Annotated in this window: 21 protein-coding genes; 13 read left to right on the top strand and 8 right to left on the bottom strand. The window is 67.8% G+C overall.

Annotation, left to right across the window (positions count from 1 at the left end; genetic code table 11):
- Positions 1 to 49 precede the first annotated feature (49 nt).
- A complete protein-coding gene (locus ACXMDP_RS08715) occupies positions 50 to 1,243 on the bottom strand; it encodes a PQQ-dependent sugar dehydrogenase (protein ID WP_259729421.1) in 1,194 nt (397 codons plus the stop codon).
- Between the two features lie 113 nt (positions 1,244 to 1,356).
- Here ACXMDP_RS08715 and ACXMDP_RS08710 point away from each other — a divergent pair, with 113 nt between their 5' ends.
- From ACXMDP_RS08710 to ACXMDP_RS08690, 5 genes are all read left to right on the top strand, one after another.
- Positions 1,357 to 2,043, top strand: coding sequence for a succinate dehydrogenase (locus ACXMDP_RS08710; protein ID WP_259729422.1), 687 nt, complete (start codon positions 1,357 to 1,359; stop codon positions 2,041 to 2,043).
- Positions 2,044 to 2,045: 2 nt separating this feature from the next.
- A complete protein-coding gene (locus tag ACXMDP_RS08705) occupies positions 2,046 to 3,959 on the top strand; it encodes a fumarate reductase/succinate dehydrogenase flavoprotein subunit (RefSeq protein ID WP_259729423.1) in 1,914 nt (637 codons plus the stop codon).
- Positions 3,956 to 4,693 carry a succinate dehydrogenase/fumarate reductase iron-sulfur subunit gene (locus ACXMDP_RS08700; RefSeq protein ID WP_259729424.1) on the top strand — a complete coding sequence of 246 codons (738 nt, stop codon included), beginning with the start codon at positions 3,956 to 3,958 and terminating at the stop codon, positions 4,691 to 4,693. The genes ACXMDP_RS08705 and ACXMDP_RS08700 overlap by 4 nt, the downstream gene beginning before the upstream one ends.
- A gap of 115 nt (positions 4,694 to 4,808) precedes the next feature.
- Positions 4,809 to 6,602, top strand: a complete 1,794-nt coding sequence (gene pyrF, locus ACXMDP_RS08695; RefSeq protein ID WP_259729425.1) for an orotidine-5'-phosphate decarboxylase — start codon at positions 4,809 to 4,811, stop codon at positions 6,600 to 6,602.
- A gap of 107 nt (positions 6,603 to 6,709) precedes the next feature.
- The gene (locus ACXMDP_RS08690; RefSeq protein ID WP_259729426.1) at positions 6,710 to 6,883 is read left to right on the top strand and encodes a hypothetical protein; all 174 of its coding nucleotides are present in this window, start codon (positions 6,710 to 6,712) and stop codon (positions 6,881 to 6,883) included.
- 71 nt (positions 6,884 to 6,954) lie between these two features.
- Here the strand turns inward: ACXMDP_RS08690 and pyrC are convergent, their stop codons facing one another.
- A complete protein-coding gene (pyrC, locus tag ACXMDP_RS08685; RefSeq protein WP_259729427.1) occupies positions 6,955 to 8,049 on the bottom strand; it encodes a dihydroorotase in 1,095 nt (364 codons plus the stop codon).
- A gap of 143 nt (positions 8,050 to 8,192) precedes the next feature.
- On the opposite strand from pyrC, the gene ACXMDP_RS08680 reads away from it, so the two are divergent.
- The 4 genes from ACXMDP_RS08680 to ACXMDP_RS08665 are packed head-to-tail and all read left to right on the top strand — an operon-like array spanning position 8,193 to position 12,328.
- Positions 8,193 to 9,323: an amino acid ABC transporter substrate-binding protein gene (locus ACXMDP_RS08680; RefSeq protein WP_259729428.1), complete on the top strand. Its 1,131-nt coding sequence runs from the start codon at positions 8,193 to 8,195 to the stop codon at positions 9,321 to 9,323.
- A gap of 10 nt (positions 9,324 to 9,333) precedes the next feature.
- Positions 9,334 to 10,320: an ABC transporter permease subunit gene (locus tag ACXMDP_RS08675; RefSeq protein WP_259729429.1), complete on the top strand. Its 987-nt coding sequence runs from the start codon at positions 9,334 to 9,336 to the stop codon at positions 10,318 to 10,320.
- Entirely contained in the window at positions 10,320 to 11,582 is a 1,263-nt protein-coding gene (locus ACXMDP_RS08670) for an amino acid ABC transporter permease (RefSeq protein WP_259729430.1), read from the top strand. The genes ACXMDP_RS08675 and ACXMDP_RS08670 overlap by 1 nt, the downstream gene beginning before the upstream one ends.
- A gap of 2 nt (positions 11,583 to 11,584) precedes the next feature.
- On the top strand, positions 11,585 to 12,328 hold the full coding sequence (locus ACXMDP_RS08665; RefSeq protein WP_311134122.1) for an amino acid ABC transporter ATP-binding protein: 744 nt from the start codon (positions 11,585 to 11,587) through the stop codon (positions 12,326 to 12,328).
- Between the two features lie 6 nt (positions 12,329 to 12,334).
- On the opposite strand, the gene chrA is transcribed toward ACXMDP_RS08665, so the two are convergent.
- From chrA to kdpA, 6 genes are all read right to left on the bottom strand, one after another.
- Positions 12,335 to 13,765, bottom strand: coding sequence for a chromate efflux transporter (chrA, locus tag ACXMDP_RS08660; protein WP_259729431.1), 1,431 nt, complete (start codon positions 13,763 to 13,765; stop codon positions 12,335 to 12,337).
- A gap of 54 nt (positions 13,766 to 13,819) precedes the next feature.
- Positions 13,820 to 14,914, bottom strand: a complete 1,095-nt coding sequence (locus ACXMDP_RS08655; RefSeq protein ID WP_259729432.1) for a sensor histidine kinase KdpD — start codon at positions 14,912 to 14,914, stop codon at positions 13,820 to 13,822.
- Between the two features lie 24 nt (positions 14,915 to 14,938).
- Positions 14,939 to 15,505 (bottom strand): K(+)-transporting ATPase subunit C, encoded by a 567-nt coding sequence (gene kdpC / locus ACXMDP_RS08650; RefSeq protein WP_259729687.1) that lies wholly within the window; start codon positions 15,503 to 15,505, stop codon positions 14,939 to 14,941.
- Positions 15,506 to 15,510: 5 nt separating this feature from the next.
- Complete coding sequence (locus tag ACXMDP_RS08645) at positions 15,511 to 15,642, bottom strand: potassium-transporting ATPase subunit F (RefSeq protein WP_457766723.1); 132 nt, start codon at positions 15,640 to 15,642, stop codon at positions 15,511 to 15,513.
- Positions 15,643 to 15,706: 64 nt separating this feature from the next.
- Positions 15,707 to 17,803, bottom strand: a complete 2,097-nt coding sequence (kdpB, locus tag ACXMDP_RS08640; protein WP_259729434.1) for a potassium-transporting ATPase subunit KdpB — start codon at positions 17,801 to 17,803, stop codon at positions 15,707 to 15,709.
- 16 nt (positions 17,804 to 17,819) lie between these two features.
- The gene (gene kdpA, locus ACXMDP_RS08635) at positions 17,820 to 19,490 is read right to left on the bottom strand and encodes a potassium-transporting ATPase subunit KdpA (protein WP_259729688.1); all 1,671 of its coding nucleotides are present in this window, start codon (positions 19,488 to 19,490) and stop codon (positions 17,820 to 17,822) included.
- Positions 19,491 to 19,624: 134 nt separating this feature from the next.
- Between kdpA and ACXMDP_RS08630 the strand changes: the two genes are divergently transcribed.
- From ACXMDP_RS08630 to ACXMDP_RS08615, 4 genes are all read left to right on the top strand, one after another.
- Positions 19,625 to 20,653 carry a sensor histidine kinase gene (locus ACXMDP_RS08630; RefSeq protein WP_259729435.1) on the top strand — a complete coding sequence of 343 codons (1,029 nt, stop codon included), beginning with the start codon at positions 19,625 to 19,627 and terminating at the stop codon, positions 20,651 to 20,653.
- A gap of 4 nt (positions 20,654 to 20,657) precedes the next feature.
- The gene (locus ACXMDP_RS08625; RefSeq protein ID WP_259729436.1) at positions 20,658 to 21,341 is read left to right on the top strand and encodes a response regulator transcription factor; all 684 of its coding nucleotides are present in this window, start codon (positions 20,658 to 20,660) and stop codon (positions 21,339 to 21,341) included.
- A 127-nt stretch (positions 21,342 to 21,468) separates the two neighbouring features.
- Positions 21,469 to 22,920 (top strand): ammonium transporter, encoded by a 1,452-nt coding sequence (locus ACXMDP_RS08620; RefSeq protein WP_259729689.1) that lies wholly within the window; start codon positions 21,469 to 21,471, stop codon positions 22,918 to 22,920.
- A gap of 163 nt (positions 22,921 to 23,083) precedes the next feature.
- Complete coding sequence (locus ACXMDP_RS08615; RefSeq protein WP_259729437.1) at positions 23,084 to 23,422, top strand: P-II family nitrogen regulator; 339 nt, start codon at positions 23,084 to 23,086, stop codon at positions 23,420 to 23,422.
- The last annotated feature ends 33 nt before the right edge of the window (positions 23,423 to 23,455 follow it).

The following is a 23,455-nucleotide window of genomic DNA, read 5'->3' as shown; positions in this document are numbered from 1 at the left end:
CGACAGCAGACCACCTGGATGGGCACTGCCGGCGCAACGGCGCTCTGGATCAGGAGGGGGGCGCCGGCTCCAGGCGGATCAGCTGGCCATCGCCCGCAGCATCGGTGAGCACGTAGAGGAAACCATCCGGCCCCTGGCGCACATCGCGCACCCGCGCGCCGATGTCGATGCGGTGCTGGTCGCGCACCCGGCCGGCGGCATCGAGCGTGAGGCGATGCACCGCCTGCGACACCAGGCCACCGGCAAACAGCTGGCCGCGCCAGGCCGGCAACCGCTCGCCGTCGTACACCACCAGCCCCGAGGGGGCGATCGCCGGGGTCCACACCAGCTCCGCATCCACGAAACGCGGCGATCCGGTGGAGGCGGAGATCGCCGGGCCGAAGTATTCGCGGCTGTGGGTCACAACCGGCCAGCCGAAGTTCGCCCCAGCCCTGGGGCTATTGAGCTCGTCGCCACCCTGGGCGCCATGCTCGGTAGCCCACACCCGCCCGCGGCCGCGGTCGTAGGCGAGGCCCTGGATGTTGCGGTGGCCCAGGCTCCACAGCCCTGGCAGGGAGCCGGGATCGCCGGCGAAAGTGGCGGCGCGCACCGGCCGGCCTGTGTCGGTGAGGTGCAGGATCTTGCCGAGGGCGCTGGCGCGGTTCTGGGCCTGCACACGGATCAGAGCCCCATCGAGCTGCACGGGTGGATTGCCGCCGTCGCCGATCGCCAGCAGCAGGGTGCCATCGGGCAGCCACAGCAGGCGGGAGCCGAAGTGCTGGCCGCCCGCCTTGCGCTGGGGCACCTCGAAGATCACCTGCAGATCCTGCAGCGCGCGTCCGTCGAAGCGGGCCCGGGCCAGGCGGGTGTGGTTCGCCGCTTCCGTGCCGGCGGCATAGGTGAGATACACCAGCCCGTTGTCGGCGAAGCTCGGATGCACCGCGACATCCAGCAACCCACCCTGGCCCCGCGCCAGCACCGCTGGCACCCCGGCGATCGGGGTGGGATCGAGGCGGCCATTCCGCACCAGCCGCAGCCAGCCGGGTCGCTCGGTGATCAGCAGCTCACCGCTCGGCAGCCACGCCACCGACCAGGGGTGCTGCAGGCCCCCCACCACCGGCACCTGGCGCACCACATCACGCGGCGCCTCAGGGCTGACCACCAACGGCGGGCGGGTGCCACTCGTTGCATCCGCTGTCGAAACGCCACTGAGCGGCCCGGCCTGACAGGCCGTCACCAGGGGCAGGGCGAGCAACAGGGCCACACGCGCGGGCCCAGCGAGGCAGCCGGGGAACCTGATCACGGGCCACAACCAGAGCAGGGGCCACGATGCTGGCCCAGAATCACAGGCGATGCGCTGCCCTGGCCGCCTCGCCCATGTCCCCATGGCTTTCCGGCCGGTTGATCGCTGCCAGTGGCCTTGCGCTGGTGGTGTTCCTGCTGGCCCATCTGGCCGGCGTGGCCCAGCTGGTGCTCGATCCGGCCGCTTTTGAGACGCTGGCGGCCTGGCTCCATGCCAGCCCCTGGTTGCCGGCGGCGGAACTGGGGCTGGCCCTCGCGGCCCTCACCCACGTGGCGCTGAGCCTGCAGCGGGTGCTCCAATCAGCCCGCGCCCGCGGCGAGGCCGGCTATGCCCAGCTGCGCAGCCGTCGCCCCGACAGCCTTGCCGCCCTTGCTTCCCGCACCGCGCCGCTCAGCGGCAGCGTGCTGCTGCTGTTTCTGGTGGTGCATCTGCGCCAGTTGCGCTGGCAGCGGCCGCCGGCAGGCCTGGAGGCGCAGGCGGTGGCCCTGGCGCTGAGCTCTCGCTGGGCTCTCGCCCTTTACCTGGCGGCGGCCGTGGCCCTGGCCCTGCATCTGCTGCATGGCAGCGAGAGCGCCCACCGCAGCCTGGGCCTGCTGGAGGCCGCCAACGCCGCGGGCCTGCGCAGGGGCAGCTGGCTGCTGGCTGTGCTGGTGGGCGGTGGCTTTGCCCTGGTGGCGGGCCTGGCCGCCGCTGCAGCAGGTGGCCTGGTGGCGGGGGCTGCTGGGGGCCTGGGAAGCCTGATGGCCCTGTTGGGCCTGTAGCCATGAAGCTCGATCCCCAGCTACCCAGCGGGCCGATCCATGACGCCTGGACGCAGCGGCGCCGCGAGCTGCCGCTGATCAGCCCGATCAACAAGCGGCGCTTCAAGGTGCTGCTGGTGGGCAGCGGGCTGGCGGGGGCCTCCGCCGCCGCCAGCCTGGCGGAGCAGGGCTTCCGCGTGACCCTGCTCACCTATCACGACAGCCCGCGGCGGGCCCATTCGGTGGCGGCGCAGGGGGGCATCAACGCTGCTCGCAACTATCAGAACGACGGCGACAGCATTGAGCGGCTGTTCCTCGACACGGTGAAGGGGGGCGACTTCCGTGCCCGCGAAGCCGGCTGCCACCGCCTGGCCGAAATCAGCGGGGCGATCATCGACCAGTGCGTGGCCCAGGGGGTGCCCTTCGCGCGGGAGTACGGCGGCACCCTGGCCAACCGCAGCTTCGGCGGCGCCCTGGTGAGCCGCACCTTCTACGCCCGTGGCCAGACCGGCCAGCAGCTGCTGTACGGCGCCGTGCAGGCCCTGCTGCGCCAGGTGGACGCCGGCCGGGTGGAGCTGCTCACGCAACGGGACGTGCTGGATCTGATCACGGTGGAGGGGGTGGCGCGCGGGGTGGTGTGCCGGGTGCAGGCCAGCGGCCGCCTTGAGGCCCACACCGCCCATGCGGTGCTGCTGGCCAGCGGCGGTTACAGCAACGTGTTCCACCGCTCCACCAACGCGGTGAAATCCAATGCCAGCGCCATCTGGCGAGCGCACCGGCGCGGTGCCGCCTTCGCCAACCCCTGCTTCACCCAGATCCATCCCACCTGCATCCCCAGCGGCGATCCAGGCCAGAGCAAGCTCACGCTGATGAGCGAAAGTCTGCGCAACGACGGCCGCGTGTGGTTGCCGGCCCAGGCAGGCGATGCGCGACCACCGCACGCCATCCCCGAAGCCGAGCGGGATTACTTCCTGGAACGCCAATACCCCACCTACGGCAACATGGTGCCCCGTGATGTGGCTTCGCGCCGGGCCAGGGAACGCTGCCTGGAGGGCCACGGGGTGGGCCCCGGCGGCCGCTCGGTCTATCTCGATTTCAGCGACACGATCCGTCGTGACGGCCGCACTGCGGTCGAAAGCCGCTACGGCAATCTCTTCGCCATGTATGAACGCATCACCGGCAGCGATCCCTATGCCGAACCGATGCGCATCTACCCGGCGCCGCACTACACGATGGGGGGGCTCTGGGTCGACTACAACCTGATGAGCACCATCCCCGGACTGTTCGTGCTGGGTGAGGCCAACTTCTCTGAACACGGCGCCAACCGGTTAGGCGCCAGCGCCCTGATGCAGGGCCTCGCCGATGGCCTGTTCATCGCCCCGGCCACGGTGAGCGGCTGGCTGGCGGGCCACGTGCATACCGCGGTGAACTCCGATCACCCGGCCTGCCGCGACGCCATCGCCACGGTGCAGGCCCGCATCGACGGCCTGGGCAGCCCAAACGGCGGCCGCAGCTGCGACAGCCTGCACCGGCAGCTGGGGGAGATCATGATCGGGGCCTGCGGCATCAGCCGCCACGCCGACGGCCTGTGTGCCGCCATGGTTGAGGTGCGGGCGCTGGAGCACGCCTTCGCCCAGGAGCTGCGTCTGCCGGAACCGCGTGCGGGGCGCAGTCCCGAGCTGGAGAAGGCGCTGCGGCTGGAGGACTTCCTGCAGCTGGCCGGCCTCATGCTGCGCGATGCGCTGGCGCGGGAGGAATCCTGCGGCGCCCACTTCCGCGAGGAGCACCAGAGCGCCGATGGCGAAGCGCTCCGCGACGACGACAACTTCTGCCACATCGCCGCCTGGCAGTGGAACGGCGATGGCGAGGAACCTATCCGCCACTGCGAGCCGCTCCACTACCGGCACGCCACCCCCAGCCGGCGCAACTACCGATGAGCAGCGCTTCCCTCCGGCTCACGCTGCGGATCTGGCGTCAGGAGAGCCCGCCGCAGCCCGGCGCCTTCGTGAGCTACCCGCTGGAGGAACTCAGCCCCGATCTCTCGCTGCTGGAGGCGCTCGATCGCCTCAACGAACAGTTGCTGATGGCCGGTGAGCGGCCGGTGAGCTTCGATCACGATTGCCGCGAGGGCATCTGCGGCGCCTGCGGCTTCATGGTGAACGGTCAGGCCCACGGCCCCCAGCGCGCCACCAGCGTCTGCCAGCTCTACCTGCGCCACTTCCGCGACGGCGACACGCTCACGCTTGAACCCTGGCGCGCCCGGGCCTTTCCCCTGCAGCAGGACCTCAGCGTCGACCGCTCCGCCTTCGACCGGGTGCTCGCGGCCGGCGGCTACGTGTCGGTGAACACGGGCAGCGCTCCGGCGGCCAATGCGCTGCTGGTGGGCCGCGAGCAGGCGGAGCAGGCCTTCGCCGCCGCCAGCTGCATCGGCTGCGGTGCCTGCGTGGCCGCCTGCCCCAACGCCTCCGCCAGCCTGTTCGTGGCCGCCAAGCTGGGCCATCTGGCCCTGCTGCCCCAGGGGCAACCGGAGCGGCAGCGGCGCTCCGCCGCCCTGCAGTCCGCTATGGCGGCCGAGGGCTTCGGCAGCTGCAGCAACCAGCTGGAGTGCGCCGCCGTGTGCCCGAAGGAGATCTCCGCCGACTGGATCAGCCGCATGAACCGCTCCGGCTGACCGACTGAGCCACTCACTGACTGAGCCACTCCCTGAGTCACCGACTCACCGACCGCCATCGCGGCTGCGGAAAGGCTGCCAGATCCGCGGACACTGCCATGCTGACCGCAGAACGATGAACTTCTTCGTCAAACTCACCGATGCGATGGCGAGCCGCCAGTCGCTGCTGATCACCGGTTTGGATCCCAACCCGGAGATGCTGCAGACCTGGACCCGCCATCACCCCTCCAGCGGCTCGTTCCTGGCTCAGGCACGGCGCTGGATCAAGGCGGTGATCGACGCCACCGGTGATCACGTCTGCGCCTACAAGCCGAGCCTCGGCTTCTACCAGGCGCTCGGGCCGATCGGCATCGAGCTGCTGCACGAAGTGCGCGAGCTGGTGCCGCGCGACATGCCACTGATCCTGGATGCCAAGCACGGCGATCTGAACACCTCCTCGGCCCTGGCCCAGTACGTGTTCCGCGAGCTGGGGGCTGATGCCCTCACCCTCTCGCCCCTGGCCGGCCAGGACATCGTCGCCCCGTTCCTGCTCTACCCCGACCGGGCCGTGGTGATCACCTGCCACAGCTCCAACCCCGGCGCCCGGGTGTTTCAGCACCACCCCGACGAAGACCGGCCGTTGTACACGACGGTGGTGCGCGAAAGCCAGTTGTGGGCCACCGCCGAGCAACTGCTGCTGGAGGTGGGCACCAGTGATCCAGCGGTGCTGGCGCGGGTGCGCAGCGCGGCTCCGGAACGCTTCCTGATCCTGCGCAGCCTCTGGGAGCAGGAGGAGCGGCTGGAAGCTCTGCTGCAGGCGGGCCTCAATGCCTCCGGCGACGGCCTGCTGCTGCCCCTGCCCCAGCACCTGCTGGTGGAGAAAGGGATGGCGGCCGGCACCAGCGCCCTGCGCATCCAGATCGAAACCATGCGGCACCGCTGGCTCAGCAACGTGGCCGACCGCTGCGACCTGTGGCTGCCGGCACCGGAAACGGGGGCTGCCGCTGCTGTCCTCGGCGGGAGTGCCGGAGCTGTCCTCGAGGGCAATGGGGAGGAAGGCGACGGAGAAGACGTTGACGGGGAGGAGGGTGCTGCCCTCGGGGCTGGCGCTGGCAAGGGCGGGGGTGGCCCGCTCAACGCCGTCGCCTCCAGCTCTGTCGGAACCCGCGCCGGCAGGAAGGGGAAGGCTTCGGCGCAGAACGCAGAGGGCAACGGCGCCGCGCGCAGCTCAGGTGGGCGGGGCGCCGGGCGCCACGCAGACGCCGTCGGCACCGAGAGCGACGGTGCGAAGCGTGAGGGGGCGGGGCGCACCAGCCTTGTCAGCAGCGTCGATCCGCTCGATGAGCTGATCGTGGAACTGTTCGACGTGGGCTGCCTGCTGTTCGGTGAGTACGTGCAGGCTTCCGGCGCCATCTTCAATTACTACATCGATCTGCGCCAGATCATTTCCGACCCCAACCTTTTCCACCGGGTGCTGCATGCTTACGCCGGCCAGCTGGAAGGGCTGCGCTTCGATCGGATCGCCGGCATTCCCTACGGATCGCTGCCCACCGCCACCGGCCTGTCGCTGAAGCTGCACCTGCCGCTGATCTATCCCCGCAAGGAAGTGAAGGCCCATGGAGCGCGGCGGTTGATCGAGGGCGACTTCAACGAGGGCGAAACCGTGGTGGTGGTCGACGACATCCTGATCACCGGCGGCAGCGTGCTGGAGGGGATCGGCAAGCTGGAAACCTCGGGCCTGGTGGTGCGCGATGTGGTGGTGTTCATCGACCATGGTGGTCAGGCCCGCCAACGCCTGGCGGACGCGGGCTACCGCACCCATGCGGTGCTGATGATCCCACGCATCACCAACGTGCTGATGGCCGCTGGCCGGCTCAGCAGCGACCAGGCCAGCCTGCTGGGCGGCGGTGCCGCGCACTCACAGGGCTGAACCCCGATACTCACCTGACCATTGCTGGAGGGCAGGGGGGCGCAGCTGGCCTCCGTTGCCACAGCCGCCCACACCCTGGCCACCTCGACGGCATTGACCCGGCTCAAGTGGAGGCGCTCGCCCGCGACTGCCAGAGCACCATCTTCATTGTGATGGTGCTGAACCTGCTGCTGCAGGGCCTCACTCTTCCGATGGTTTGCCGTTTCCTCAACCTCAGCCCCGATCCCGCCGGCGACACCGAACCACCCCCTGGCGATCCGCACACGGCTTCGCCGGGCTGAGAGAAGGACTGAGCGATCACTCCCGCAGGACGGCTCTCCAGGACAGCCCCCCAGCTCCATGCCCTCAGCCCTCAGTCGACCAGGCGCCAGGGCAGGGTCTGGCCGGCGTGGAAGGGCACCAGCACCTCCACACCGCCGTTGCCATCGGCCAGCTCCAGGCGCCGTGGCACCGGCACCGGCTCGCGGCGCAGTGCCACGGTCTGCTCGTGGGGCGGCAGGCCGTAGAAGCGGGGACCGTAGAGCGACGCGAAGGCTTCGAGCCGGTGCAGCGCCCCCTCCTGCTCGAACACCTGCGCGTAGCTCTCCAGCGCATGGGGCGCATTGAAGATGCCGGCGCAGCCGCAGGCGGCTTCCTTGGCGGAGCGGGGATGGGGGGCGGAATCGGTGCCGAGGAAGAAGCAGGGGTTGCCGGAGACGGCGGCACGGCGCAGGGCCAGGCGATGCCGTTCCCGCTTGATCACCGGCAGGCAGTAGAAGTCGGGCCAGATCCCACCGCTGAACATCGCGTTGCGGTTGAGCTGCAGGTGGTGGGGGGTGATCGTGGCGCACAGGCGTGGGTTGTCGCCACCCGCCTGGCTCTCCACGAAGGCCACCGCTTCGCTGGTGGTGATGTGCTCGAGCACCACCCGCATGCGGGGATAGCGCTCCAGCAGCGGCTGCAGGTGCCGCTCGATGAACACCGCTTCGCGATCGAAGATGTCGATCTCCGCGTCGGTGACCTCACCATGCAAGAGGAGCGGCATGCCGATGCGCTCCAACGTCTCGAATACGGGTGTGAGCCTGGCGATGTCGGTCACGCCATGGGCCGAATTGGTGGTGGCGTTGGCCGGATAGAGCTTCACGGCCGTGAAGATTCCGGCCGCATGGCCCCGCTCCAGTTCCGCCGGATCGATCGTGTCGGTGAGGTAGGCGGTCATCAGCGGCTGGAAGCGGCTGCCGGGCGGCAGGGCGGCCAGGATCCGCTGGCGGTAGTCCTCGGCCATCGCCGCTGTGGTGATCGGCGGGCTCAGGTTGGGCATCACGATTGCCCGGCCGAACGCCCGCGCCGTGGCAGCCACCACCGCATTGAGCAGGGGGCCGTCGCGCAGATGCACGTGCCAGTCGTCCGGGCGACGCATCACCAGGGAAGGGGAAGCCGGGTCCGGCGCAGCGGAGGAAACGGTCATCGAACGGCGAGCCAGGCCCCGACCTGCTCGCCATCATCGCCCTCGCCTGAGGGGATCGGGAGCGGTCGTGCAACGTGTGGGCGTTGTGACCGGCACTCCTTGTGTCCTGCTGGCAAACTGCGCTCACTTCGCCACAGCCCCTGATGCTTCAGCTGCGATCACCGCGCCTGCAACCATCACGCCTGCAGCCATCACGTCTGCAGCGGCCGCGTCTGCGCTCCCTGCTGGCGGCGGCTCCGGTGGTGCTGTCCCTGCTGCTGGCCAGCTGCGCCAACGACGGCGGCGGCGGCGAAGGCGTGCAGAGCCAGAAGATGGACACGATCCGCAGCCGCGGCAAGCTGGTCTGCGGCGTGGACGGCAAGCTGCCGGGCTTCAGCTTCCTCGGCCCCGACGGCACCTACAGCGGCCTGGATGCCGACACCTGCCGGGCGGTGGCCGCCGCCGTGCTCGGCGATCCGTCGAAGGTGGAGTATCGCGACCTCAACTCCAGTGAGCGCTTTGCGGCCCTCGCCAGCGGCGAGGTGGACATGCTGGCCCGCAACACCACCATGACCCTGAGCCGCGATTCGGCCGGCGGCAACGGCATTTCCTTTGGTCCCACCACCTTCTATGACGGCCAGGGCCTGATGGCCCCGGTGGCCAGCGGCATCAAGACCCTCAAGGATCTGGCCGGCAAGCCGATCTGCGTGGAGAGCGGCACCACCACCGAGCTCAACCTGGCGGATCGCATGCGCGAGCAGGGCATCGCCTACACCCCGCTCAAGTTCCAGACCGGCGATCAGACCTACGCCGCCTACCTGGGCGGCCGCTGCGTGGCCGTGACCAGTGACCGTTCCCAGCTGGCCGCCAAGCGCAGCAGCTTCCCGCAGCCCGATGCCCACATCCTGCTGCCGGAAGTGATGAGCAAGGAACCGCTCACCCCTGCCACCGTCAACGGCGATCCCGCCTGGGCCGATGCCCTGCGCTGGACCGTCTTCGCCCTGTTCCAGGCGGAGGAGCTGGGGATCACCCAAGCCAACGTGGCCGCCAAGGTGGCGGAAGCCAAGGCCAACACCAACCTGGCCGACCTGCGCCGTTTCCTCGGCGTGGAGGGGGATTTCGGCAAACAGCTGGGCCTGCCGGCCGATTTCGTGCCCAAGGCGATCGCTGCGGTGGGCAACTACGGCGAGATCTTCGAGCGCAATGTGGGCACCGGCTCCCCGCTCAAGCTCGAGCGGGCCGAGAACCGGCAGTGGAAAGACGGTGGGCTGATCTACTCGCCGCCCTTCCGTTGAGCACCTCGCGATGAGCGACATCCAGCGGGTTCCCTGGTGGCGGGATCGGCGCGTGGTTCCCTGGCTGGTCCAGGGGGCTGTGGGGCTGGCGATCCTGGTGGTGATCGCCCTGCTGATGGGCAACCTGGTGCGGAACCTCACCGCCGCCGGGCTGCTGCTCACCTGGCGCTGGCTCGGGCAACCCGCCAGCTTCGATGTGGCCGAAAGCCTCATCCCCTTCGATGCCTCCATGCCCTACTGGCGCGTGCTGCTGGTGGGGCTGGTGAACAGCCTGCGGGCGATCGTGGTGGGCCTGGTGGGAGCCACGCTGCTGGGCACGGCGGTGGGCATGGCCGCCTTCAGCGGCAATGGGCTGCTGCGCCGCCTGGCGCGGGTGTACGTGGAGGTGATCCGCAACATCCCCCTGCTGCTGCAGCTGCTGTTCTGGTACTTCGTGGTGTTCCTGGCGCTGCCGAACAGCACGGCGGCCCTGCAACTTCCTGGCGTGGTGCTCTCCAAATCGGGGCTGTACCTGGCCTGGTTCGCCGAGGGGTTCCGCTGGCAGGGGCCCACCCTGGTGAACGACGTCTGGCAGGCACCGTTGCGCCTGTCGGTGGAGTTCTCGGCCCTGATCACCGGCCTGATCACCTACACCGGCGCCTTCGTGGCCGAGGTGGTGCGCGGCGGCATCGCTGCAGTGCCGCGCGGGCAGTGGGAGGCGGCCACCTCGCTGGGCCTGCACTGGGGCGCCACGATGCGCACGGTGGTGCTGCCACAGGCGCTGCGGGTGATCGTGCCAGGGCTCAACAGCCAATACATCTCCCTGGCCAAGAACTCCGCGCTGGCGGTCGCGGTGGGCTACGCCGATCTCTATTCCGTCTCTGAAACCACCCTCAATCAGACGGGCCGTGCCCTGGAGGTGTTCCTGCTGCTGCTCGGCGCCTATCTGCTGATCGATCTGGTGATTTCGGTGCTGATGAACGGCGTCAACCAACTGGTGCAGATTCGCGAGCGCTGATGACCTCTTCCTCCTCTCCGCCGCTGCTACCGCCTCGGCCCGCTCCTCCCTCCGCCCGCCGCAGCTGGCGCGGGGCGCTGCGTGAGGAGCTGTTCGCCACTCCGCTCGACGGGGTGATCAGCGTCGTGCTGCTCGCTGCCCTGCTGGCCGCCGCGGTGGGGTTTTGGTACTGGGCCTTCCGTCAGGCCCAGTGGGCGGTGATCCAGGCCAACACCACCCTGTTCGCCGTGGGGCGCTACCCGCTGGCGCAGCAATGGCGCCTCTGGCTGCTGGTGACCCTGGCGGCGGCCACGATCGGCCTGAGCTGGGGTCTGCTGCGCAGCCATCCGCGCGCCGATCGCACCGGCACGCTCTGGCCTGTCAACGATCTGGTGGCCATCGCCGTGCTGGCCTTTCTGGCCGCCTGGCTGCCGGCCGCGCTGAAGCTGCCGGTGCCGCTGCAGCTGCGCTGGTGGGCGATCACGGCGCTGCTGCTGTTGCTGCGGGGAGTGTCGGGGCAGTGGGGGCGGCTGGTGCCGCGCCGCCTGCTGCGCTTTCTGCCCCTGTTCTGGCCGGCGCTCTACCTGTTCGGCATGGTGCTGATCGCCGGCGGACTGGGCGTTCCGCGCGTACCGCCGTCGGAGTGGGGCGGCCTGCTGCTCACCCTGCTGATGGCCAGCTTCGCCATCCTGCTCAGCTTCCCGATCGGCATCGTGGTGGCCCTGGGCCGCCGCAGCTCCCTGCCGCTGCTGCGCTGGAGCTCGGTGCTTTACATCGAGTTCATCCGCGGCGCCCCGCTGATCACCCTGCTGTTCCTGGGGCAGAACATCCTCGGCTACATGCTTCCCGGCGGCTGGGCCCCCGACCGCGTCTGGCGGGCCGCCTGGGTGCTCACCTTCTTCTGCGGGGCCTACCTGGCGGAAGCCGTGCGCGCCGGACTGGCGGCGGTTCCCGTCGGTCAGCTGGAGGCCGCCCGCTCCCTGGGGCTGTCGGTGCCGCAGGCCCTGCGGCATGTGGTGCTGCCCCAGGCCCTGCGCATCGCCCTGCCCGCCACGGTGGGGCAGTTCATCTCCCTGCTGCAGGACACCACCTTGCTGTCGTTGATCGGCCTGCTCGATCTGCTCGGCACCGCCCGTACGGTGATGGCCAATCCTGAATTCCTCGGCAAGAACGCCGAGGTGTATCTCACCCTGGCGGTGCTGTTCTGGTGCTGCTGCGCCGCCCTCGGCCTCGGCAGCCGGGCCCTGGAGCGCCGCCTCGATCCTTCCCATTCCCCCACCTGACCATGACCGCCAGCCAGCCGATGATCGAGGCCCGCGGGGTCCAGAAGTGGTACCCCAACGGCTTCCATGCCCTGCGCGGCGTGGATCTGAGCGTGAGCCGCGGCGAGGTGGTGGTGATCATGGGGCCCTCGGGCTCGGGCAAGAGCACCTTCATCCGCACCTTCAACGCCCTCGAAGACTTCCAGGAGGGCTCGATCACGATCGATGGCATCGCCCTCTCCAACGACCTGCGCAACATCGATGCGATCCGCTGCGACACCGGCATGGTGTTCCAGCAGTTCAATCTCTTCCCCCATCTCACGGTGCTGGAGAACCTCACCCTGGCCCCGGTGGTGGTGCGCAAGCGGCGGCGGGCCGAGGTGGAGGCCCAGGCCCTGGGACTGCTCGAGCGGGTGGGCATCGCCGAGCAGGCGGGTAAGTATCCCGGCCAGCTCTCCGGCGGCCAGCAGCAGCGGGTGGCGATCGCCCGCTCGCTCTGCATGGAACCCCGCATCCTGCTGTTCGATGAACCCACCAGCGCCCTTGATCCGGAGATGGTGGGAGAGGTGCTGGAGGTGATGCGCGCCCTCGCCGCCGACGGCATGACGATGGTGGTGGTGACCCACGAAATGGGCTTTGCGCGCGAGGTGGCGCACCGGGTGGTGCTGATGTCGGAGGGGCAGATCGTGGAGGAAGCGGCCCCCACCACCTTCTTCACCAACCCCCAGCACGAACGCAGCCGTCAGTTCCTGGCCCAGATCCTCTGAACCGGTTCAGCCCAGCAGCCCGGCCCAGCTGGCCAGCAGCCGCACCACACCGATCACCACTGCCGCGCCGATCACCTGCAACGCCGACCAGCGTCCAACCAGGAGTGCCAGGGTGGCTGCAACGATCACGAGCAGGGCGCCCCAGTCGAGCCGTCCTGTGACGGCATCGGGCCAGAGCACATGCCCGGCGAAGAACACCGCCAGGTTGGCGATCACACCCACCACCGCTGCTGTGATCGCCGTGAGTGGCCCACTGAGGCGGATGTCCTCGCGGCTGGCTTCCACTAAAGGGCCGCCGGCCAGGATGAACAGGAATGACGGCAGGAAGGTGAACCAGGTGACCGTGAGGGCCGCCAGCACCGCCAGGAGCAGGGGGCTGGCCCCAGGGCTGAGGCTGGCGGTGGCCGTGTTCCAGCCGCCCATGAAGCCCACAAAGGTCACCACCATGATCAAGGGCCCCGGTGTGGTTTCACCCAGGGCCAGACCGTCGATCATCTGATTGGCACCAAGCCATTGGTAGTGCTCCACCGCCCCCTGGGCCACGTAGGGAAGCACCGCATAGGCACCACCGAAGCTGAGCAGGGCGACGCGGCTGAAGAAGCGGGCCATGGTGGCGAGCAGCCCATCCCAGCCACCGAAAACGGTCACCGCCGCCAGCGGCAGCGCCAGCGCCACAAGGCCGGCCAACAGGAGCAGCGCTAGGCGGCGGCGATCGAAGCGGGAATGATCCGGCGTTGGAGTGGTGTCGCCATGCAGCGGGGGCAGCTCGGCCGTGGGCTGCGCCAGCCCTGCAGCGGCGGAGGTGTGACCATGACCGGCTCGGGCGGGCGGGCTGAACAACCGGGGCCGCCACCGTCCGCCGAGCCAACCCACCAGGGCCGCCGCGGCGATGATCAGCGGAAACGGCAACTTGAGCAGGGTGAGACCGGCGAAGGCCAGCACCGCCAGCGCCAGCAACGCCGGGTTGTGCAGGGTGCGCCGCCCGAGCCGCCAGGCCGCCTGCATCACGATCGCCGTCACGGCCGGCTTGAGCGCCCAGAACACTGAAACCAGCAGCGGCAGCTGCCCCCAGATGGCGTAGACCGCCGAAAGCAGCAGCAGCAGCAGCAGCGAGGGCAGGATGAACAGACTTCCCGCCACCAGTCCACCGGGGATGCCGTGCATCAGCCAGCCGATGTAGGTGGCCAGCTGCTGCGCTTCCGGGCCCGGCAGCACCATGGCGTAGTTGAGCGCATGCAGGAAGCGCCGTTCCGAGAGCCAGCGGCGGCGCTCCACCACCTCGCTGTGCATCAGCGCCACCTGCCCGGCCGGCCCACCGAAACTGATCAGCCCAAGCTCCAGCCAGTAGCGGGCGGCCTCTGCGAAGGGAACCGGCCGCTGGGCGGGAGCCGCAGAGGATTCTGCGGCGGGCTCGGGCGGCGGGGTGGCAGGGGTCATGGGATCCGGCGCCCGCGGTGTTACGGGAGGCTCACCCCGATGGCTGGGGCAAAGCTAAGGGCCGGCCGGCCCAGGGGTGGGGGGATCGTCGGCGATCAAGTGCAGATCCACGTGGCGGCCCACCAGCCGCTGCTGCAGCTTCTCGGCCAAAGAGCGCCCCAGCAGCGCCCGGCCCCGGGAGCGTGGCGACTGGCCCATCACGATCTGGGTGATGCGCCGCTCGATGGCCACCTGGGCGATCGAACCGAGCACATCGTCGCTGTCGAGGCGCAGGAACTCAGCGCCGAAGTCGTTGCTGAGTCGGGTGCAATCCTCCAGCACGAGGCTGTCCTCCCGGGTCAGGAAGCGGTGGGGATTGAGCACAATCACCACCAGCAGCGGGGCATCCATGAAGCCGGCCAGGCGGGCGGCGCGGCGCAGCAGCCGCCTGGAACCCGGATACATCGACAGGCAGACCAGCACCCGTTCACGCAGGGAGCTGTCGGGGGGCGTTTCGTCATCGACCCGGTCGGCCACTTCCCGCAGGGCCAGCTCCCGCAGGGCCACCAGATTGCGGCGCTGGAAGAAATGGGCCAGCGCCTGGCCCACCTTCTCGCTGGCGTACACCTTGCCGTCGCGCAGGCGCTCCTGCAGTGTTTCGGGGGTGACATCCACCAGCACCACCTCATCGGCCCGCTCCAGCACCCGGTCCGGCAGCCGTTCGCGCACGATCACTCCGGTGAGCTGGGCCACCAGATCGTTGAGGCTCTCCAGGTGCTGGATGTTGACAGTGGAGTACACATCCAGACCCACGCTCAGCAGGTGCTCCACGTCCTGCCAGCGCTTGGCCCGCTCACTTCCCGGCACGTTGGTGTGGGCCAGCTCGTCGACCAGCACCAGCTGCGGGCGCCTGGCCAGGATCCCCCCCACGTCCAGCTCCTCCAGCCACACCCCCTGGTGCTGGAAGCACCGCAGCGGGACCCGTTCGAGGCCCTCGGCCTGGGCGGCGGTATCGGCGCGGCCGTGGGTTTCGACCACGCCAATGACCACATCGGTGCCGGCACGGCGCAGCTCGCGGCCTTCCTGGAGCATGCGGTAGGTCTTGCCGACCCCTGGTGCCATGCCGATGAACAGCTTGTGGCGGCCCCTGCCACTCTGCGAGCGAATCATCGGGTTGGGATCACGGCGAAGGGATCAGGAGGAGCGGCGATCCAGTTCAAGGTTCAGCTGGAGCACGTTCACCCGCGGCTGCCCCAGCAGGCCAAAGGTACGTCCTTCGGTATGGCGGCGGATCAGCTGCCTCAGCTGCTCAGGACTGAGGTTTCTCTCAGCGCCCACCCGCTCGATCTGCTGGGCCGCCGCCTCGGGAGAGATGTGGGGATCAAGGCCGGAACCTGAGCTGTAAAGAAGGTCGGGGGCGGGATCCTGCAGCCCGGCTACTTGCAACACCTGGGAGGCCTCGGTGATGCGCTTGACCAGATCCGGGTTGGTGGGCCCCAGGTTGCTGGGGCTGGAAGTCGGCGCGTCGCCGGTGCTGTAGTTGACGGCGCTGGGACGGCTCCAGAAGTAGCGCTTGCTGGCGAAGGGCTGGCCGATCAGGGCCGATCCCAGCACCTGGTTGTTCACCCGCAGCAGGGAGCCATTGGCTTGGAAGGGGAACAGCCCCTGGCCGATCGCCAGCAGGGGCAGGGTATAGAGCACAACAGTGAGGAGCCACAGCACTGCTGTAAGCCGCAGGGCACGCAGGGCATCGCGGAACAGCGTCATCAGAATTTCTCCGGTTGGATCATCACGGCGAACAGGTAGATCGAGAGCCCCACCGTGGCGCTCAACAGCACAGACAGCGCCCCGGCCTGCAGGGGCGGATGGAACAGGCGCAGGGGCGAGGAGGCCGCCACCGCTCCAACTGCGAGCAACAGGGGAAGCCAGAAGATGGGCTTGGTTACGAACATGGCAGGGGCCTCAGATCAGGTGGAGGGAGGTGATGACCAGATCAATCGCCTTGATGCCGACGAAGGGCACCGCCAGACCACCGAGGCCGTAGACGAGCAGGTTGCGCTTCAGCAACTCCTCGGCCGAATCCGGTCGGAAGGCCACGCCACGCAGGGCCAGGGGTACAAGCGCGGGAATGATCAGCGCATTGAACACCATCGCCGAGAGGATGGCGGAATGCGGGGTCTCCAAGTGCATGAGATTCAACGCCCCAAGGCCCACGCCACCGAACAAGGCTGGCAGGATCGCGAAGTACTTGGCCACGTCGTTGGCGATCGAGAAGGTGGTCAGCGCACCCCGGGTGATCAGCAGCTGCTTGCCGATGGTGACGATGTCGATCAGCTTGGTGGGATCGCTGTCGAGGTCGACCATGTTGGCCGCCTCCTTGGCGGCCTGGGTGCCGGAGTTCATCGCCACGCCCACGTTGGCCTGGGCCAGAGCAGGAGCGTCATTGGTGCCGTCGCCGGTCATGGCCACCAACTTGCCCAGCCGTTGCTCCGCCTGGATCACAGCGATCTTGTCTTCCGGGGTGGCTTCGGCGATGTAATCGTCGACCCCGGCCTCGCGGGCGATCACCCCGGCGGTGATCGGGTTGTCACCGGTGAGCATCACACTGCGAATGCCCATGCGCCGCAGCTGATCGAAGCGTTCGCGCATGCCCGGTTTGATGATGTCCTTGAGGTAGATCACCCCGTAGATCTCGGCGCCACGGCACACCGCCAGGGGGGTGCCCCCCAGACGGGACACCTGCTCGTAGGCCTGATCCAGCCCATCGGGCACCTGGCCGCCACGAGAGCGGACGAATCCTTTGATCGCATCCACCGCCCCCTTGCGCAGTTCGGTGCCGTCGGCCAGATCGGTGCCGCTCATGCGCGTGCGGGCGGAGAAATCGAGGCCGGTGGCGCCCACCGGATCGAACCCCGAGCTGGCCCCCAGCTTCTCCGCCAGCCGCACGATCGACTTGCCCTCGGGAGTGGTGTCGAAACCGCTGGCACCGAGGGCAACGGTGGCGAGCTCCGCGTCGGTGTGGCCCCCCACCGGCAGGAACTCCTCGGCCAGGCGGTTGCCGAGGGTGATCGTGCCCGTCTTGTCGAGCACCAAGGTGTTGATGTCGCCGCAGGCTTCCACGGCACGGCCGGAGGTGGCGATCACGTTGAACTGGGCCACCCTGTCCATGCCGGCGATGCCGATGGCACTGAGCAGACCACCGATCGTGGTGGGGATCAGGGCGACAAGCAGGGCCACCAGGATGACCACCGGCGTGGGACCGCCGATGTAGGCCGCCACCGGCGGAAGGGTGGCCACGGCGATCAGGAACACCTGGGTGAGCACAGCCAGCAGCACGGTGAGGGCGATCTCGTTAGGCGTGCGGTTGCGCTCGGCTCCCTCCACCAGGGCGATCATGCGGTCGATGAAGCCCTGGCCAGGGTCGGCGGTGATCCGGATCGTGAGTTGGTCTGAGACCACCAGGGTGCCGCCGGTGACCGAGCTGGCCACATCGGAGCCGGCCTCCTTGAGCACGGGGGCGGATTCGCCGGTGATCGCCGATTCATCCACGGCGGCCACCCCAGCCACCACCTCCCCATCGGCGGGGATCAGCTCGCCGCTGCTGACCAGCACCTGGTCCCCTTTGCGCAGGCTGCTGGAATCCACCAGCGCCTCGCCGCCATCGGGCAGCTGACGCCGGGCCTGGGTGCGGGCCTGGGTGCGGCGCAGGGCATCGGCCTGGGCCTTGCCCCGGCCTTCGGCCAGGGCTTCAGCCAGGTTGGCGAACAGCAGGGTGAACACCAGGATCGCCGCCAGGGCGGCATTGAAGCCCCGGCCCGGGGCGTCGGTGCTGATGCCGAACAGCTGAGGACTGGCCGTGGCGAGGAGGGTGACGATCGTGCCGCACCAGACGACGAACATCACCGGATTGCGCACGGTGAGGCGTGGATCGAGTTTGCGAAACGATTCGACGATCGCCCGGCCCAGCAGCCCCTGGCTTTTGGGGCGTTCGGTGTAGCGCCGCTGGTCGCGGCGGCCCCGCGGCATGCGGGGAAAGAAAGGTTGCTGAAGGGACGTCATGGGATCCGGGAGGCGGTCAGCGAGGGATCGAGAAGGCTTCGGCAATCGGCCCCAGGGCCAGCACAGGGAAGAAGGTGAGGGCGCCGAGGATCAGGATCACCACGGCGGTCACCACGGTGAACAGGCCTGTGTCGGTGGCCAGGGTGCCGTGGCTGGGCGGCACGGGCTGCTTGCGGGCGAAGCCGGCCGCCAGCAGCAGCAGGGCGATGAACGGCAGGTACCGGCCGCCCAGGAGGCTGACGACGGTGCTGAGGTTCCACCACACCGTGCCGTCGCCCAGGCCCTCGAAGCCACTGCCGTTGTTGGCCGCCGCCGAGGCGTATTCGTAAACCACCTGGCTGACGCCATGGAACCCGGGGTTGCTGATGCCCTGAAGGGCGGGGAAGCCAATGGTGATGGCGGCGGGCACCAGCACGAACACCGGGTGGATCAGCAGGATCAGGCTGCTGAACACCACCTCCGCTTTTTCCACCTTGCGTCCGAACAGTTCGGGGGTGCGCCCGACCATCAACCCGGTGAGGAACACTGTGAGGATCAGGAAAACGAGCAGATAGGCCACGCCAGTGCCCTGGCCGCCGAACACCACCTGCAGAAACAGGTTGAACAAGGGCACCAGGCCGCCGAGGGGCATGAGCGAATCCATGGCGGCGTTCACGGCTCCGGTCATCGAGCCGGTGGTGATGGTGGCGAACAGGGCCGAAACGGCGGCTCCAAAGCGCAGCTCCTTGCCCTCCAGGTTGGGGCCACTCAGCCAGGGAGCCAGCAGGGGGTTGCCGGCCTGCTCGGCCGTGATCGCCAGGGTGGCCAGAGCCAGGAACAGGCCTGTGACCAGCAGCAACAACAGGGTGGCCTGTCGCCTGTTGCCGAGGAAGCGGCCGAAGGCGTCGATCGTGGCGGCCGGGACGGCGAACATGGCCACCATCGCCAGCAGGTTGGTGAATGGATTCGGGTTTTCGAACGGATGGGCAGAGTTGGCCGTGAAGAAGCCGCCGCCGTTCTCGCCCAGCTGCTTGATCGCCTCGAAGCCAGCCACCGGGCCCCGCACCAGGATCTGGGTGGCGTCTTCGAGGGTGGGAAGGCTCACCGGGCCGCCCAGGGTCATCGGCACCCCGTTGATCAGCAGGATCAGGCCGAACACCAGGCTGATCGGCAGCAGCACCCGGGTGATCGAGCGGACCAGATCCCGGTTGAAGTTGCCAAGGGGCCGGCCACAGAGTCCGCGGATGAAGGCGAAGCCCACCGCCAGGCCCGTGGCTGCGGAGGTGAAGAACAGGAACTGGAGGGCTCCCAGCTGGGCCAGATCCCCCAGGCTCTGCTCGGGCACGTAGTGCTGCTGGTCAGTGTTGGTGAGAAAGGAGATGGCGGTGTGCAAGGCCGTGTCCCAGCGCATGCCAGGCAGGCCCTGGGGGTTGAGCCAGGAGGGCTGGAACAGCAACAGCAGAAAGGCCACCGCGCCGAACAGGAGGTTGCTGAGCAGCAGGGGGCGCAGATAGTCCCAGGCTTGCTCGGCCGGACGGCCCCGATCACCCACCCAGCGCAGCAGGGAGGTTTCCACGGGGTTCAGCCAGCCATCCAGGAGGGGCTGGGGACGGTCGTCGAACACCTGCCAGAGATGCCGACCGAGCAGTGGAGCCGATCCCAGCACAAGGGCGAGCACCAGGGCGACCTGAATCCAGGCATTCATCAGCGGTAACGTCCGATTCGGAGGACAGATTCACTGTCGATGGCCCCCGCAGCATGACGCGACTAGCTGAGGGTATGGATTTGAATCGGCGATCCCTACCCGGCGGTATAGCGGCCCTGGCCTCACCTGGCGGTCAGGTGAGCGCGCTGACAGCCGTGGTGGCCCTGGTGGACGCCTTCACGCCCGTGCAGGTGGTGCTCGCCTATCTCTATGTGGTGCCGCTGATCGTGTTCAACGAAACCGCTCGGCCGGCGGAGCTCGGCCGCTACGCGGCGCTGACCTGCGGCCTCACCCTCGCCAATCTGCTGATCCCGGATGTCACTCCCTTCAGCGGCTTGGTGCTCACCAACCGGCTGCTGGTCTGCATCGCCCTGGTGCTCACCGCCCGCCAGTGCCTGCACATCCAGGGCCTGCAGCGTCAGCGACTGGAACTTCAGGGCCAGCTGGCCGTTGAAGACCTGCGCCATGATTTCGTCTCCACCCTGGCGCACGACCTCAAGACACCGATCCTGGGCACGATCGCCACCCTGCGCAGTCTGGCCAGCGCCAGCCAACGCCCCGATGGCGCGATGCTGGAGCGCACGCTGGCCACGATCGAGCGGGGCCAGAGCCGCGCACTCGGCCAGATCCAGACCCTGCTGGAGGTCTACCGCAACGACGCCGAAGGGCTGCGGCTGCGGGTTGAGGCTGTTGAACTCACCGGCGTGGTTGAGGAGGTGATCCGGGAGCTCTCGGCACTCGCTGAGGAAAGGCAGCTCACCCTGCGGCTCGGTTTCGGTGAGGACGCCCTGTGGCACCCCCATCATTTGCGAGGGGATGGAGCCCAGCTCAGAAGGCTGGTGGAGAACCTGCTGCTCAATGCCATCCACCACAGCCTGCGGGGCGGCCAGATCCAGGTGGTCTTGGAGAACCGGGGCGGCGGACACCGCCTGCGCATCGCCGATGGCGGACCTGGGGTCCCGGAACAGGACATTCCCAACCTGTTTCGGCGTTTCGCGAGGCTGTCGGAGGACCGGCCGGGCAGTGGACTGGGGCTCTACCTGTGCCGCCAGATCGTGAGCGCCCACGGGGGAACGATCGGCCTGCACAACCGACCAGGCGGCGGCGCCGAAATTGAGGTGCTGTTGCCTGACGCCTCCATCGCTGCCGACATGGAGGGAGGCTGAACCCATGCGCGCCCTGGTGGTGGAAGACGACGAACTGTTCCGGCTGGGGCTGGAGGTCACGCTGCAGGGCTTCGCGGCAATCCACACCGTGACAGCCGTCAGCGACGGCGAGCAGGCTCTTGATCTGCTGCGTCATCAGACGTTCGACGTGATCCTGCTCGATCTGGGCCTGCCGGGTCTGGGGGGGTTGGAGACCTGCCGCCGCATGAGCGCCGAGCACGCGCAGATTCCCGTGCTGGTGATCACAAGCCAGGACGAACCCGCCTGGTGTCTGCGGATGGTGCGGGCCGGCGCCCGGGGCTACGTGCGCAAGGGAGTGGCGACCGCAGACCTGCTGCTCGCCATCCAGACGGTGCTGCGCGGCGCCTCCTGGTGGGACGCGGACGCCACCACGGCCCTGCGGGAGCTGGGTGCGGCAAGGGCGGAGGCAGGGGTCGATGGGGACAGTGGCGAGGGAGACCCGCTGTCCATGCTCACGCCCCGGGAGCGGCAGGTGCTTGAGGCGATGGCCCGCGGGCTGAGCAACCGGGAGATCGCCACGGAACTGGGCATCACCCTGGGCACGGTGAGAGTCCATGGCCACGCGATCATGCAGAAGCTGGGGGTGGCCAACCGCACCCAGGCGGTGTTGAAGCTGCTTCCCATCCAGGGCTCCAGAGGCTCATCCCGCCCACCTCACAGAACGTGAGATGGATTCCCGCCGGGCCCAGTGTCACGGTTCGCCGTCGCTTGGGGTCATTCGGTTGTCCTTGCTACGGGAAGCACGCAGCGTCAGGCACATGCTTTTCGAGCCATATCAGGATTAACCATTGTCGATGTCAAGGATTCCAAACTCATATGGTGGACCCTCTGCCATTGAAGCCTTTGATCGCTTTCGAGCGGGGCTGGTCGGGGATGTGCAGAACCCTCAACTGCGCCGTTTCGCCGTCTTCCTGCTTGCCGCTGGAGCCGGCCTGGTGCCTCTGATGGCTGGATCAGCCCACGCGGCCCTCGCCAAGACACCCACCGACGGCGCCGACACACTGTTGATGCTAATGGGTTCGGCGTTGGTGTTGGTGATGACCCCTGGCCTGGCGTTCTTCTACGGGGGCTTCACCCGAGCCAAGAACGTACTCAACACAATGATGATGAGCTTCTTCTGCATGGGGCTCGTCGGCGTTCTCTGGGTGGTGATCGGCTACAGCCTCTCCTTCGGCACAGGCTTCAACAGCCCCTTCATCGGTGGCCTGGAGTTCATGTGGCTCAACGGTGTGGGTGGTCCCTTGGGGGATGCTCCTCTGGCGGATGGCTTTGCGATCAGTGCCACAAGCTTTGCCCTCTTCCAGGGCATGTTCGCGATCATCACCCCCGCCCTGATCAGTGGCGCCCTTGTGGAGCGCATCAACTTCAAGGCCTGGTTCTGGTTTGTGCTGCTCTGGAGCCTTTTCATCTATTGCCCGATGTGCAAGATGGTGTGGGGCGGCGGATTCATCGGACCCTTCGGCTCCATCGGTGCTCTTGACTTCGCTGGCGGCACAGTGGTTCACATCTCCTCTGGTGTGGCGGCATTGGTATCTGCGGCCCTCATCGGTCCACGCAACGTCTGGCCGGATAGAACCCGTCCCCCGCACAACGTTCCCTTCATTCTTTTGGGTGCTGGCCTGCTGTGGTTCGGCTGGTTCGGCTTCAACGGTGCCAGTTATTTCGCTGCCAAGGCTGCTGGATTCTCCTTCCTGACCACCACCACATCGGCATCAGCCGCCATGCTGACGTGGTGCCTGATTGAGTGGTTCAAGGGTGGCAAACCCACCGCAGTGGGCGCAGCCACAGGTGCCGTGGCAGGGCTTGTGGGAATCACTCCTGCTGCAGGATTCGTTTCAATGGGCTCATCAATCCTGATTGGAGCGCTTACTACCGTGGCCTGTTTCACCGCCATTCAGATCAAAGCCGCCATCAAGTTTGATGATTCCCTTGACACCTTCATGGTGCACGGCGTGGGTGGCACGGTGGGCGCTCTGCTCACAGGAATTCTCGCTGTCAAGGATTATGTGCCTGCAGATTATTTCCCCCTCTCAGCCAAGATCCTCGAAGAGGGTGGCAACTTCGCCTTGTTCATCGCCCAACTGAAGGCTGTCGTATTCTCTTACGTGTTCGTTGGCATTGGCACTGCCATCATCATCTGGATCATTGGAGCCACCGTTGGTCTCCGGGTCAGCGCTGAGGATGAAGAGCGCGGCATGGACATCGTCTCCCATGGAGAGGAGGCCTACGAGCCCATGACGAACTAGCATGTCTACGTAGGTTGTCTGGAGTGGGTTGTCATGATTGGCCAGAGCCAGCGCAAGCTTGGCTCTGGCTTTTTCTTCTAGAGCATCCTGCGCTTCAGCCAGAGTTCTCTTCAGAATTTGAAGCCCTAACTGCCTGCCGTAACCCATCACCACATTCTCAACCATGAAAAAAGTCGAAGCGATCATCCGCCCAAGCAAAATCGATGATGTGAAAACAGCCTTGGTGAATGCCGGAATCATCGGCATGACCATCACCGATGTGCGCGGCTTCGGCAGGCAGAAAGGCCAGGTGGAAACCTATCGCGGTGCGGAATACACCATTGAATTCATCAGCAAGGTGAAAGTTGAAGTGGTCGTCGAAGACGACAAGGTGGACACCGTGATCGCCGCGATCTCTGGCCCTTCCCGCACCGGCGAAATCGGCGACGGCAAGATCTTCGTCCTGCCTGTGGAGGCGGTGGTACGCATCCGCACCTCCGAATCAGGTGCGGCTGCGATCTAACGCTCTCCTCTAAACCTGAGCCTACGATCCCTA

This window comes from Cyanobium sp. ULC065 (assembly GCF_977927515.1).
This window is presented reverse-complemented; position numbering and strand designations above follow the sequence as displayed.